We start from the raw sequence: 13,191 nt of genomic DNA on the forward strand, positions 1-13,191 counted from the left end.
TTTTAACTCCACACATTGCTGTTCCTGATTTTCCTGACCACTTTTTTTACGGGATTCAGCGTGTTGTAAGCGCTGCGTTTCCCATCAACAATAAGCAAACCGTCGGCAAAGCTTATGGTATGTAAGCCTTTATTATAAGGTGCCTGCGGCAATAACTCAAACGCGGTATGATATTCAAATTCAGTTCCGGATAGTTTCATGATCTCGTTGATCATGATAGAGCCGCCATAACGCTTTGCAGGGTTTTGTGTTGGCATATAAAGCTTTTGATCAACCACAAACAGTTCGCCTGCCGATCTGCTGGCATGATTATCCACCTTGATCGGGTTTTGTTCATGAGCTTTAAAATCACTTAAAAGATCATCTGAATGATAGATGTATAACTCACCATGCTTCCCTGAAACGCTGGTGAATAACCAATACTTACCCTGAAAATATATGATGGAGCTATCTACATAGTTATTCCCTTTTAAAAGCGTTTTTATCTTTTTAAAATTCCGGGGATTATCCTCATCTACCTCATACAGTGCAACCTGTTTAGATTCTGACGTTTCGGGTATACAGTATAATTTTTCGTTTATCCTGAACAGATATGGGTATGACAGATGTACAGACCCCTTTATGATACCTTTTACCCGTTTTTTCTTTTTCAGACTCAACTCGTCAATAAACATTATTTCGCCTTTGCCTTTCCAAAAGTTTAACTGTTCGTAAAAAATATGAAGGCGACCTTTTATGTTAACAATAAAGGGATCAGCAGCGTAATCGTCGGCTCCTTCTTTGAGCCAATTGATTTCGCCTTTGAGTTTTTTAGTAGCAATGAGGTCCTCAGGTGTTTGTTGTAAATAACCGATATTCCATTTATCAGATACAAACAACTTATTAAAGCATATGAGCAGCAGGCTTATTACAGTCATGATTTAAACATTTTGTTAAAAAAAGATAAAACCAGGGCAGGGAAAGGCAAATAATCACTCTCATGTACAAGTGTTCCTCCAAAACTATCTTTGAAGTAATTGATCCTGATAAGTGCCTCATCATTTGTGTTTACTGCATACCCACCTAAATCATACACATCAAATCCCTGCTGTTTAAATAAACACATGTCCTTAAAATGCAATAACCTGTTGGCCCTGCCTACTATTGCCCTTAGCTGTGTATCCTGCTCATTTCTGAATAGCGATGCTGAATACAACAACCTTACCCTTTTCATGCTGTTATCAACTAAGTAAGCATGCATCACAATATCCTGCGCATCATAAACAGCTTTGGTTACCACCAAGCGCGATTTGTACTTATTGATATTGACACCAATACGGGGTAATTGTTTGGTTTGGGCAAATAGGTTGTAAAAGTTTACAAAATGTTTTAAATCGGTTTCGATGGTGGTTGTAACCCCATCCTTAATGGCCCTCCTGATTTCGTATGCTGTTTTTTGGTCAAACCCCGTTTCAATAATCTCTAACGGGGTGGTTAAATCAATAATTTTTGTAAAAAAATCTTCACGATGGTAACCGGCAACAGGAGTTACATGCGTGCTTTGTTTGTAATAACTGTAAAGGCATTGCCATTTCTGGGGTTTATCGGCAAACCAAATTACGTTAACGGGCATCAGCCGGAATGCCTTGGTTTTAATCTGGATCATAGATAGCAGGTATTTGTTTTCTTTAAGCCAATTGATAGTTTGGCAGGGCAGTTACTTTTTGATTTTTCAACCACTGTTTAAGCACAAGGAGCTTCCATATCTGGGGCGAGCGGTTCCATTTGCCGGCCATATGATCGTTGATCATACAAAACGCCTTATCGGCATCAATGCCCGGAATATCTTTTAACTCATTTAACGATAGCTGATCATAAACATAGTTTTTAAGCTGGTTCCTGAACCAATGATTAAAGGGCATGGTAAAACCAGATTTTGGCCTGTTAAACAAATTGGCAGGTACGTATTGATATAAAATATCCTTCAATATTCTTTTTTGCACGCGGTTACCAAATTTGTAATTATCGGGCAGCCGCTGGGCAAACGTCACTATCCGGTAATCCATCAGCGGAGCACGGGCCTCGACTGCAAACGCCATTGAAGCGCGGTCAACTTTGGTGTTGATATCACCGTTCAAATATGTCTTGATATCAAAGGCCGACATTTTCTGCAAAAAGCTACCCGATTCGGAACTTAAAATATCCATAAAAGGAACCCTCAACCCCAATTGTGGCTGTTGAAGCCAGGAATATTCCAAACCGCCCAACATGAGCGCGTAAAGCACATCAATGGAGGCGGTACTGATGCCCATGGCTATTAATTTATGACGATAATTAGGTGATAATTTGATGAGCTCGCTCATTATTTTGCGCAGAGCCATAGGGCAATCAAAAAACTGGTTTGCCATATTTAACCATTTGTACCTGGAGTAACCCATAAAACTTTCATCTCCACCATCGCCACTAAGGGCAACCGTTACGTGTTTTTTGGTGTACTTGCTGAGCAATAAAGATGGGATGGCGCTTGAATCGGCAAAAGGCTCATCATAGTATTTTCCGAAGCTCTCGATCAGGCCCATACCTTCGTCTTCGCAGCATACAATTTCGTGATGATCGGTTTTCAGATGCCTGGCAATATTCCCTGCAAAAACACTCTCGTCAAAACCCTTCTCTTTAAATTTAATGCAAAACGTTTTGATCTGCTCAGTATTTTCTGCGGCAAGCGCTGCAACCAGTGAGGAGTCGATGCCACCTGAAAGGAAAACGCCGAGGGGTACATCGGCATGCATCCGGATGCCAACGGCATCTTTTAACAGTTCCCTGAGTTCTGTTTTGGCTTCCTGGTAGCTACCGGTGTATATATTTGTGTTTTCCTGTTCAATATCCCAGTACTTTTGTGTTTGGAATTGCCCCGTGATTAAATTGAACATGAAAGTGTGGCCAGCCTGTAGTTTCTTGATCTCCTGCCATGCAGAGCGCGGCTCAGGTACATATCCCCATATAAAATATTCCTGAATAGCCTGTAGATCAATATTAGTCTGTTGCCCGATAGTAATCTGTATGGCTTGGCTGGCAAATTCAAAATCAAGCCCGTTATGCGCGTAATAAAATGGTTTTTTCCCGAGGCGGTCGCGGGCTCCGAAAAAATTTTGCTCCATCGTATCAAAAATTACAAAAGCAAACATTCCATTAAAATAATCAACGCAATGGGCTCCATACTCCAGGTAAGCGGCTGCAAGCACTTCCGTATCCGAATCGGTATTAAATTCATATCCCGATTTTTTTAACTTGCATTTAAGGTGCTGGTAATTATATATCTCCCCGTTAAAAACAACTTTGAGGTGTTTATAGGTAAATGGCTGGTTTGACCGCGGATCAAGATCAACAATAGCCAGCCTGTTGTGCCCCAGTATTACAGAACCAACGTGTTCAAAGCCGGAATGATCCGGCCCACGGAAATTTACGCTCGCCAGCTTAGCCCGAACAGTATCATCATTATAATAAACTGTAGATCCGTATATACCACACATATTTATAATTATTTATAGTGATCAGTCCTGCAGCAGGCTTTCATAGGCTTGCCCTATTTTATCAAGCGAAAAGCGGTTATAAGCATCGGCCTTAATGGCTTCATGCTGCCATGATTGCGTACATGCCCTGATAATCAGATTTCTTAACTGGGCTATATTGTCCTGCTCGGCCACATAGCCATTAAAACCTTCCTGTATCAGTTCATTGGTTCCCCCCACCCGAAAAGTAACAGCCGGAACGCCCAGTGCCAGTGCCTCTAAAACTACGTTCGGAAAACCTTCTGTAAATGAGCACAACACCAAAAGATCATGCTGTACTACCTGCGCGGAAACTTCATTGATCTCTCCCAGAAAAGTGACCCTGTTATGGAGGCCTTTCAAACTCACCTCTGCCTGCAGATCGGCCATTAGCGGCCCGCCCCCTACCATGGTTAAAATATAATTGGAAGGTAACCCCTGCATCACTTCAATCAGGCGAAACAATCCTTTTTCGGGACTTAACCGTGCCACTACGATCAGTTTTTTTAGTTGAGTATTATTCAATTGTTTTTTGATAACCGGGGTATGCAACACCGGGTTTGATATCACCTTTAGTTTACGTGAGCTGATGCCGTATAACCTTGAAATTGATTGCTGCATCTCGGCCGATTGGCAAACAATAAAATTAAACCTGACAGCCAGGAACCTGGTAAAAAGGTTATAAAACCGGGCCTTATACCCGTAAAATTGCTTCATTTGCTGCGGGTTATTTGACGCCCGCGCTATAAGATGGGGCACTTTTAAAAAGCAGGCCACCATTGCGGTTAAAATATTAATATGATCTGTAGTTGAAAAAACCGCGAACGGTTTAGCCGCCTTTAAAAGCTTGTATAGTTTAAAAAATGATCTGGATGCCTTAACTGTTTTAAGATCTATAAACTGTATGCCCTCAATGTTTGTGGAGAAACATTGCTCGCCTGCATTTAAAAACACAACTGATACTTCGTAGTCATCCTTGTTAAAATATTGCGAAAGCAGCCAGTAAACCCTTTCAGAACCGCCCGCGCCAAGTGAGCCCACAATCAGGAATATCTTTTTTTTCATGGTAAATTGGTATAAACCGGGTTTATGCGTCAACCAAACTAAGTTCTTCGGCGGGCTCCTCAACCGGCGAGGGTGATGTGAGCCGGGCACTGTGTAAAATAGCGAAGTACAAAAATAAGGTAGGCCCGTCGGCATCTATCAGCCAGCCATTGTGCGATAGCGCGTTTAGTGATATGGCTATAAAAGCAAAAACCATTGCCACCAATAAGGCATTTTGTTTAAGCTTTATATGCCTTATAACCTCGCCCGATAATCTTATAATTCGGTAATAAATGGCTCCCAGCAAACCGATGCCTAAAAATGGGCCTAAGTAGGTTATAAACATTAAATAGGCATTGTGCGAGCTTAAGCCAAAAGTGAATAATGAATTACGATAGGTTACCTCGTCCCAGTCTTTTCCATAAAATATCAGCCCGAAAGGGTAATCTGCAAATATCTTCAGGTTTTCGGCGGCCATGTTGGCCCTGTTGAAATCATTGGCTTCTTTAGCCTCATTTTTAGCCAGGATATTATTCTTGGAATCGAAATTATCTTTGAGTACATAGTTATAGATGAGCAGGCTAATGATGGCAACCAATGCAACTAAGATCACAGCTTTAAAACGATACTGGATAAACAAGAACACCATTACCGCGCCGCCAAAACTGATAAGTGCCGACCTGTTCATACCCAGGTACAAGAACAACATGCACACACAAAATACCAATACCTTGGCCAAAGAATTAAGCCTGAATGTAAACGTGGCTATAAATGCCAAAGTGGTGAAGGCTGCTATCTGGTAGCCAAAAGTAAATTGTGTGGTGGCTAAACCTGCCGGGCTTTGTTTAACCTGCTCGTCAAGCATGCGTGACCTGAGCGCGTCAATAATATCGGGATGGGTGTGGTCAAGCACCATAATTATCATGGAAAATGCCAGCCAGGCAAACAACATTAACACCGAAATATGGAACCGTGATTTGTTTGTCCCTACAAAATAATTAAAGTAAAGGGCACCGGCTATAATGGTAACAAAACTCAGGAAAAACCCGGTATAATCGTTCATTCCCACAATATGGTATAGAAACAGCGCAAGAGTAAATAAAAAACACTCGCGATAGTAAATAAATGGCGGCAACGGCCTTTGTATAAAAGGCAAAAGCAACAGGCCAAATATCATAGGAGCAGGTATCCTGAAAATATCTGTCATAAAAATGCCAAAGGCAAGTGTATACAGGTATCCGGCCATTAAACCAAACACAACAACTTTTTTAATTAACATAACCTAAAAGGTAGCAGGTTTATCACTCACAATCCGTTTGATGGTTTGCCATATAATGATGATATCAAGCCACAGGCTTTGATTATCAATGTAATCCAAATTGTATTGAATTTTTGATGGTATAATCTCGCTTACGTAAAGCTTTTCTGGGTCGTCGGCTTTTGCAAGTATATCGTTCTCATCAAAATATCTGATTGATGCACGGTCTGTGATACCGGGTTTAACACTCAGTACCCTTTGCTGATGCAGGGTGTACAGTTCTACATATTTGCGAACTTCAGGCCTGGGACCCACAAAACTCATATCGCCTAAAAGAATATTGAATAACTGAGGCAATTCATCAAGTTTATATTTGCGCAGCCAATATCCGGCCGGGGTAATGCGATAATCATGGCAGCCAATGGTTAACAAGCCCCCCCGGTCTGCATTAGTATACATAGTTCTGAACTTATACAGGTCAAAATCAACACCATCACGACCAACCCTGCGTTGAACGTACAAGGCACCGCCACGAGAGCCCATGCATACCAACAGCGTTATTATTAAAAACAACGGTAGCAGGAACATGATGGCAATCAATGCAAAACAAATGTCAAAAGCTCTCTTCAAAAACATGCTTTCAGTTTAAAAACTCACCCCAACAGGCTCGTATTTTCCGCTTACTTTGTTGAGTTTGCGAACACCCACTTGTTTTTCAACAGCTGTGATAACAGATGCTATAATAAAGCTGATCTTATCATCAGTTAATTGAGGATATATCGGGAGCGAAATTTCGCAGGCATACTGTTCATAAGCAACCGGATAATCGGTAATGTGATAGCCCAGGCTTTTAAAATAGGTTAGCATAGGCATAGGTATAAAATGCACATTCACTGTAACACCGGTATGGGTTATATCCTCTATAATAAGATCGCGCTGATCTTCCGTAATATTTTTAATGCGGAGAGGGAATAAATGATAACTGGTTTCGCGTTTATCATCCATTAAAGGAGGCGGCACAAACCAATCCATATCCTTAAAGCCATCACAATATTTTAGGGCGATACTTTTACGCATCGGCAGCAGATCAGACTCATACTTTTTAAGTTGAGCCAACCCTATTGACGCGCAAATATCTGGCATGTTAATTTTAAGTCCCTGAAACAAAATATCATACCGCCAGCCTGCACCCTGCGATTTAGACAAAGCATCCTTAGTTTGTCCGTTTAGGGTATACATCCGGAGGTATTTGTATTCGGCCGCGGTATCAAATTTTTCTGGAAGATTCAAACAAATGCAGCCTCCTTCTGCAGTAGTAACGTTTTTAACCGCATGGAAAGAGTAAATAGTAATATCGCTCTTTTTTGCCGCAGCAAAACCATTGATACGCGCACCTAAAGAATGTGCCGCATCACTAATCAGTAAAATCCTGCTCAACAAACTTTGTTTAAATGATTCAGCCACGAACAACCCAGCTATCTCAGGTTCGTTAATGATCGCGTTCAGCTGATCATAATCGCAGGGCCAGCCAGCAATATCAACAGCAATGATGGCCTTTGTTTTAGGAGTTATAGCTTTACGAACTGCCTCCGGCGATATACTGAAATCACTATTAATATCAACCATAACAGGTACGGCACCACAATGCAAAACGCTCAACGCGGTTGCACAATAAGTATATGCTGGTACAATTACTTCGTCGCCTGCTTTTACCCCGAACCACTTGAGCATCAATATGGTTCCCGAGGTCCATGAATTAACACAAACAGCGGCGTTTGATGATGTAAGCCTCACAATTTCCTGCTCTAATGCAGCTACTTTAGGACCAGTGGTGATCCATCCTGATTGCAATGTATGTAAAACCTCATCCACTACAGTCTGGTCAATAAATGGCGGAGAAAACGGGATATTTATCATAAAAAAGGTTATTATGCCGATAAAGGGGATTTACCTGGCCGGTTTAAAATTTCTGAAACCTGCTAACTGGTCTTTTATAAAGTTTATAGCCAGGCGGCTATAAATGTTGTAGTACTCTTTAAAATAATCTGTCAGCGTATAATCTTTAAAAGTTAATTGCGAAAGCGAAACAAAGCATTTATGGTTTTCAGCTATGAATTTTTTAAGCTTTTCAAATGCCTCATCGGTACAGGTTTCCGGATGGTAATTAAATGTCCAAGTATCCTTTGATTTAGCGGCAACTTCAGAAAGTTGTACCGGAATCCATCCAAAACCAAATCTTACGTATGGTGATGTTAATAAGCCATCGCTGATGATCATTACATCAGAGTGCTTATCAAGTGCTTTAAGAGTGTTGCGGTCAAACGTATGAGCCGGCGCTATAAAAAGTGGTGTACGAACTCCTTCACGTTTAAATATGGCCGACGCGGCCTTCACCTTTTGCTCCTGAATGTATAAGGGCAAACCGGCAAATTCTGAGCGGTTGTTGGCTTTAAACAAACCCGAATTTTGAATTTGATAACGGTGTTCAAACCCGTGCATCCCAATAACATAATCCTTTTTTTGCAGGTGCCGCACCAGCGACCAATAGTTAGGGTTAAATTCGCCGCAGGCGTTTAGTTTAGGATCCTGGTTATCCGGAATAACAGCTATAATGGGTTTAATATCATAAAGATCAAACAGGTTAAAGAACCGTTCCCATTTTTTTAAATTATTGGTCGGACACAGGTCATCCAAACGGATCAAGTATTGCACCATAATTTTTGATTGATTTAATCGGGTTCACGAAGTTTCAGGCATGCTTCAAAAGCAAGTCTTCCCATTTTTTAAATATTTGCTGAGGGCTGTTAGTATCATTAATTTGTACGGCTTCGCTGCCCAGCTCATCCCTTAAGGTTTGGTTATGCATTAACCTGTTGATGGCGCTGGTTAAATCGGCTACATTTCCTGCCTCAACCAATAAACCATTTTGCCCGTTTATAATAATTTCTGAAGGGCCAAACTCGCAATCCATTGCAATACTTGGGCAACCAAAACTCATGGCCTCAACCAAAGCATTAGGATAGCCTTCGTTTCGGGATGGCAGTACAAATAATTCGGCCTGGCTGTAATAATCCTGAAGATCGGTTCGGGAACCCGTAAATATAATCCTGTCAGATAAGCCTAAATCTGCAGTAAGAGATTCCAACTTGTTTCTCTCATCTCCATCGCCAACGATTAGCAGGTCGGTATCATTAATTTGCGCATTGGCAAAGGCCTTTATCAACAGATCAAAACCCTTTACATATTCAAGCCTGCCAACTCCCAGTATAAATTTGCGGTGATGTACAGGCTGCCCCGATAATGGTTTAAATGCGGGTACAGAATTTGTTATTTTATGAATGTTATTCAAATCTTTAAATGCCTTGTCTTCCCGCAGGCAATCTTCAACACCTTTTGCGCCTACAACCACAACTTCGGCCTTTTTATACAGCAACGCAGCCAAACGTTTAAATAAATAATTGAACTGGTTTACCGTACGTTTGGGCGAAGTTCTTTCCGAAACAACATAAGGCGTACCTGTAATAGCGCAGGTTATACCTGTCCATATATTTGCTGATGTAATGAACGATAGCACACACATGGGCTTATTTTTCATCAGCAGGCTGCACAACTTGAAAAATGTAAGCAAAACATAATATCCCCTGTACAACAGCAAATCGTTTTTGCGCTCAAGCAGGTAAATAACCTCTACACCATCATCAATAGTGTATGCCGGTTCACCATAGTTTAAGGCAATAATTATTGCTATACAGTTTAACTGGTTAAAATGGTTGGCCAGCGCTATAAGTACCCTTTCGGCACCGCCGCCTTTTAACGACGGAATAATAAAGAACAACGTGGGCTTATATTGCAAAGCGGATAGTGTTTTCATGAAAATGGGGGATTCCTGAATTAACTTACAGCAGGTATTTTACAGTATCATAGGCCTTTCGCAGCCTAAACCTGGTTAGCTCAAATAACAGATACCTTTTAACATATAGCAGTAGCAGTAACTTTTTCTGTAATGCAGGATAGCTGAAATTTTTAATGATCAGATTAAAATCACTGATCATGCGCTCCATCCGCACTTGTGTATTAATCATACTCCATATACCGCCAACATGGTTGCGGTAGCAGCTCATTACCTCGGGCATAACATAAATTTTGCTACCGGTTTGGTGGGTTGCAAAAAGCTTGAATATTTTATCGCCGGCATGGCAGGAAAAAAACCACGGCCTGTGAAATAACTGATGTATCCCCGGTACATTACGGTATATTACTGTAGCCGTTTTTGTTTCTTCCTGTTTACCTGCAAGCAGGTCATGATAAGTATGTATTAGCGGCACTGGTTTTGGATGCACATACAGTGTATTATTATTTTCGTCAATTACCCTGGTGTAGTGGCAGCAAATAACGTAGTCGGGGTTATGTTCTAAAAAATCAACTTGTTTTTGCAGTTTGTGCGGGTCTGTCCAATAGTCGTCGCCTTCGCAAAGGGCTATGTACTTGCCGGTGCAATACTGAAGTGTATTAATAAGATTATAGTGCGATCCCTGATTTTTTTTTGTTGAAGTAAACCTTATTTTTTCAGGATATTTTTCGGCAAATGATTTTGCAACACTAACGGTTTCGTCGGTTGAACAATCGTCGCCAACAACAATTTCAAATTCAAAACTGGCTTGCTGCATCAGAAAACTTTCAATAGCCTGGGCAAGAAACTTTCCATGATTATAAGTAATACAGCAAATACTCAGCATAGGCTTTTGAGTACTCATAATGATCCGTTTACTTTTACAGTTGCAGTGTTAATTTCAGATTCTATCTGATCGGCAATCAACATTCCAAAATGTTTTGATTCGTTTACCTGGCTTTCGTTTTGTATCCTTAACAGCAGGCGGCATATCAAGTCGAGCTCAGAAATTGTAAGGGTATGGTAAAGCGGCAGGCACATGATACGGCTGGCCACCGAATCGCAAACAGGCATTTTTACATTATCAACATAGGGTAAAGCCGATAATGACGGATAAAAATACCTGCGGCAATAAATCTGCGCCATCTCCAATTTGGCTTTGCTTTCCTTCATCAGTTCTTCGCTTTTAAACATAATGGGGAAATAGGCGTAGTTATAATCTTCAATGCTATGTAGCTTTTGAAACTGAACATCAAGCCTGCTCAAACGCAGCATGTATTGAGCCGACAAGTACTTCCGCTTTTTAAGTACTTCATTGATATGGTTTAAATTGCACAAACCCATAGCCGCATGAAACTCGCAGTTTTTGGCATTTATGCCCAGTTCAGAAAACTCATCAACCCCAGAATATCCAAAATTGCGCATGAGCGCCATCTTTTTGAGTAAAGCGGGCTGACGGGTAAACACAGCCCCACCCTCAATAGTATGAAATACCTTAGTAGAGTGGAAACTTGTGGCACTGATATCGCCATAATCAAATATCGATCTGTTTTTGTAACGTGTACCAAAACAATGAGCGGCATCATAAATTACCTTGAGGCCGTGTTTATCGGCAATGTATTGTATGGCATCAATATCGCAGGGGGTTCCGTAAACATGTGTAGCCAATATGGCCGATGTTTGCGGGGTAATGGCTGCTTCAATTTTTGATGCGTCGATATTAAATGTATCAGGGTCTATATCTACAAATACAGGCTTACAGTTTTGCCATACTATAGTGCTTGTTGTAGCAACAAAAGAAAAAGGCGTGGTAATAATCTCGCCGGTTAAATTGAGTGCCTGTATAGCCAATTGCAATGCAACGGTACCATTTGATACATACAGCAGATGATCAACACCCAGATATTCTTTAAGCTTTAATTCCAGTGTATTTACAAGCGGGCCATTATTGGTTAGCCATTGCCGCTCCCAAATACTTTTTACATAACTCTTAAATTCTTTCTCGGCGGGCAGAAATGGTTTAGTTACTGGTATCATTTTTTCAGAATTAGTTGTTTAAAATCTCTTATGGCTGTAAGTTTTGCCAGCAGGCTAAATGCATAGTAAAACCCGGCATAGCTAATACCTATAATAGCTATCCGAAGCAGATCGGGCACAAACAGGTGAGCGAGCAGCATATCCAGAAAGTAGCAGGCCAGGCCAACAATACCAGCCAGCGCCAGAATTGGCAAAATATCTTCAATTTGCTCTTTAACCGGGTAAAAGATCAGCTTACCGCTGTAAAATGAATTGATGTAATAGGCAACAAAATTGAAAAACAACTGAAAGTAAAGGAGCCCGTAAATCCCGAATGAGATGAAGGATAAAATACCCACAACGCTGAGTACCTTTTTCACAATTTCAAGCTTCAGGAACAAAGCGCTTTTACCCAGCACCTTTAAAACATTTAAATTGTAAGCATGCAGCGGATACATGATACCGCAGATACACAAAATTTGAAAGTATGGTACAGATGGCATCCATTTATCTGTTAATAAAAAATGGAAGAGGGGGTCGGCTGCAACACACAAAAAGATCAGTATCGGGGCATTCCAAAAAAGCACCTGCTGCATGAGCTTCTTATACACGTTCTTTAACTGAGCCACATCATCAGATATCTCGGCAAACATGGGATATGCCACCTTGTTAATGGCTGCCGATATATTGCTTATGGGCAACTGGCTGATAGAATCGGCACGGGCATAAAACCCAAGCTGAACTGCCGAAAAGTATTTGCCAATGATAATGAGGTATATATTCTGGTAAAGCGTATCTAATATCCCCGAAAGGGTCATTTTATAACCAAAGTTGAAATGCTTTTTAAAACATGCTTTATCAAAAATGAGAGCTGGCCGCCATGACGAATAGATCCAGTGCATGGCTGTTGCTAAAAACGATGTACATAAGCCCATCCAAACCAGGCTCCAAACACCATAACCCATTTTGGCCAGCACAATACCCAATATGCCGCCTCCGATGGCAGCAGGAATCTGGATATTGGTTTGCTGTTTAAACTTCATATCCTTGATGAGCAGGGTACTTTGCACACCAAAAAAAGCATTGATTATCAGGATAAGTCCGTACACCTTTACTACCGAACTTAAAAGGGGCTGCTTATAAAAATCGGCTATGAAGGGAGCGGCTAAAAAAAGCAGGGCATATAAAATGGTACTGCCAATGAGGTTAAAATAAAATATGGTTGAATAATCTCGCTGGTCTGCATCTGTTGTCCGGATCAGGGAGGTGGTAAGGCCTCCGTCTAACAAAGTATTGCCTATTGCTATAAAAAGTGATAGCATGGCAATAAGCCCAAACTCGGCAGGTTCAAGTATGCGGGCCAGGGTTATGGAGATACCAAAGCCAACTAACTTGCCGCTAAACTGCTGCCACAATGACCATAATATTCCGGAAACAGCTTTTTCTTTTAAACTCAT

12 protein-coding genes are annotated in these 13,191 nt (G+C 41.1%); all 12 read right to left on the reverse strand.

Annotated features, from left to right (window positions below; translation table 11 throughout):
* Positions 1-2: 2 nt before the first annotated feature.
* From QWZ01_RS14290 to QWZ01_RS14345, 12 genes are read right to left on the reverse strand one after another with little or no spacing between them, the layout of a single operon-like run.
* Positions 3-917: a glucosamine inositolphosphorylceramide transferase family protein gene (locus tag QWZ01_RS14290; RefSeq protein ID WP_290324224.1), complete on the reverse strand. Its 915-nt coding sequence runs from the start codon at positions 915-917 to the stop codon at positions 3-5.
* On the reverse strand, positions 914-1,645 hold the full coding sequence (locus tag QWZ01_RS14295) for a GNAT family N-acetyltransferase (protein ID WP_290324226.1): 732 nt from the start codon (positions 1,643-1,645) through the stop codon (positions 914-916). The genes QWZ01_RS14290 and QWZ01_RS14295 overlap by 4 nt, the downstream gene beginning before the upstream one ends.
* A 22-nt stretch (positions 1,646-1,667) precedes the next feature.
* Positions 1,668-3,509 (reverse strand): asparagine synthase (glutamine-hydrolyzing), encoded by a 1,842-nt coding sequence (asnB, locus tag QWZ01_RS14300; RefSeq protein WP_290324228.1) that lies wholly within the window; start codon positions 3,507-3,509, stop codon positions 1,668-1,670.
* A gap of 21 nt (positions 3,510-3,530) precedes the next feature.
* Positions 3,531-4,592, reverse strand: a complete 1,062-nt coding sequence (locus QWZ01_RS14305) for a glycosyltransferase family 4 protein (RefSeq protein WP_290324230.1) — start codon at positions 4,590-4,592, stop codon at positions 3,531-3,533.
* 22 nt (positions 4,593-4,614) lie between these two features.
* Positions 4,615-5,850: an O-antigen ligase family protein gene (locus tag QWZ01_RS14310; protein ID WP_290324232.1), complete on the reverse strand. Its 1,236-nt coding sequence runs from the start codon at positions 5,848-5,850 to the stop codon at positions 4,615-4,617.
* Positions 5,851-5,853: 3 nt separating this feature from the next.
* Entirely contained in the window at positions 5,854-6,465 is a 612-nt protein-coding gene (locus QWZ01_RS14315; RefSeq protein ID WP_290324234.1) for a sugar transferase, read from the reverse strand.
* Positions 6,466-6,474: 9 nt separating this feature from the next.
* Complete coding sequence (locus QWZ01_RS14320) at positions 6,475-7,746, reverse strand: DegT/DnrJ/EryC1/StrS family aminotransferase (protein WP_290324236.1); 1,272 nt, start codon at positions 7,744-7,746, stop codon at positions 6,475-6,477.
* Positions 7,747-7,776: 30 nt separating this feature from the next.
* On the reverse strand, positions 7,777-8,544 hold the full coding sequence (locus QWZ01_RS14325) for a DUF2334 domain-containing protein (RefSeq protein ID WP_290324237.1): 768 nt from the start codon (positions 8,542-8,544) through the stop codon (positions 7,777-7,779).
* A gap of 34 nt (positions 8,545-8,578) precedes the next feature.
* Positions 8,579-9,700 (reverse strand): glycosyltransferase family 4 protein, encoded by a 1,122-nt coding sequence (locus QWZ01_RS14330; RefSeq protein ID WP_290324238.1) that lies wholly within the window; start codon positions 9,698-9,700, stop codon positions 8,579-8,581.
* 25 nt (positions 9,701-9,725) lie between these two features.
* A complete protein-coding gene (locus tag QWZ01_RS14335; RefSeq protein WP_290324240.1) occupies positions 9,726-10,583 on the reverse strand; it encodes a glycosyltransferase family 2 protein in 858 nt (285 codons plus the stop codon).
* Positions 10,580-11,755, reverse strand: coding sequence for a DegT/DnrJ/EryC1/StrS family aminotransferase (locus tag QWZ01_RS14340; RefSeq protein ID WP_290324241.1), 1,176 nt, complete (start codon positions 11,753-11,755; stop codon positions 10,580-10,582). The genes QWZ01_RS14335 and QWZ01_RS14340 overlap by 4 nt, the downstream gene beginning before the upstream one ends.
* Positions 11,752-13,191, reverse strand: a complete 1,440-nt coding sequence (locus QWZ01_RS14345) for a lipopolysaccharide biosynthesis protein (RefSeq protein WP_290324243.1) — start codon at positions 13,189-13,191, stop codon at positions 11,752-11,754. Before QWZ01_RS14345 ends, QWZ01_RS14340 begins: the two co-directional genes overlap by 4 nt.

This window comes from Mucilaginibacter aquaedulcis, from assembly GCF_030409325.1.
GTDB lineage: Bacteria > Bacteroidota > Bacteroidia > Sphingobacteriales > Sphingobacteriaceae > Mucilaginibacter > Mucilaginibacter aquaedulcis.

Excerpts from the sequence above, each read along its gene's own strand:
- QWZ01_RS14290 (WP_290324224.1), bottom strand. The coding sequence starts at position 917 with ATGACTGTAATAAGCCTGCTGCTCATATGCTTTAATAAGTTGTTTGTA.
- QWZ01_RS14295 (WP_290324226.1), bottom strand. The coding sequence starts at position 1,645 with ATGATCCAGATTAAAACCAAGGCATTCCGGCTGATGCCCGTTAACGTA.
- asnB (WP_290324228.1), bottom strand. The coding sequence starts at position 3,509 with ATGTGTGGTATATACGGATCTACAGTTTATTATAATGATGATACTGTT.
- QWZ01_RS14305 (WP_290324230.1), bottom strand. The coding sequence starts at position 4,592 with ATGAAAAAAAAGATATTCCTGATTGTGGGCTCACTTGGCGCGGGCGGT.
- QWZ01_RS14310 (WP_290324232.1), bottom strand. The coding sequence starts at position 5,850 with ATGTTAATTAAAAAAGTTGTTGTGTTTGGTTTAATGGCCGGATACCTG.
- QWZ01_RS14315 (WP_290324234.1), bottom strand. The coding sequence starts at position 6,465 with ATGTTTTTGAAGAGAGCTTTTGACATTTGTTTTGCATTGATTGCCATC.
- QWZ01_RS14320 (WP_290324236.1), bottom strand. The coding sequence starts at position 7,746 with ATGATAAATATCCCGTTTTCTCCGCCATTTATTGACCAGACTGTAGTG.
- QWZ01_RS14325 (WP_290324237.1), bottom strand. The coding sequence starts at position 8,544 with ATGGTGCAATACTTGATCCGTTTGGATGACCTGTGTCCGACCAATAAT.
- QWZ01_RS14330 (WP_290324238.1), bottom strand. The coding sequence starts at position 9,700 with ATGAAAACACTATCCGCTTTGCAATATAAGCCCACGTTGTTCTTTATT.
- QWZ01_RS14335 (WP_290324240.1), bottom strand. The coding sequence starts at position 10,583 with ATGAGTACTCAAAAGCCTATGCTGAGTATTTGCTGTATTACTTATAAT.
- QWZ01_RS14340 (WP_290324241.1), bottom strand. The coding sequence starts at position 11,755 with ATGATACCAGTAACTAAACCATTTCTGCCCGCCGAGAAAGAATTTAAG.
- QWZ01_RS14345 (WP_290324243.1), bottom strand. The coding sequence starts at position 13,191 with ATGAGTTTAAAAGAAAAAGCTGTTTCCGGAATATTATGGTCATTGTGG.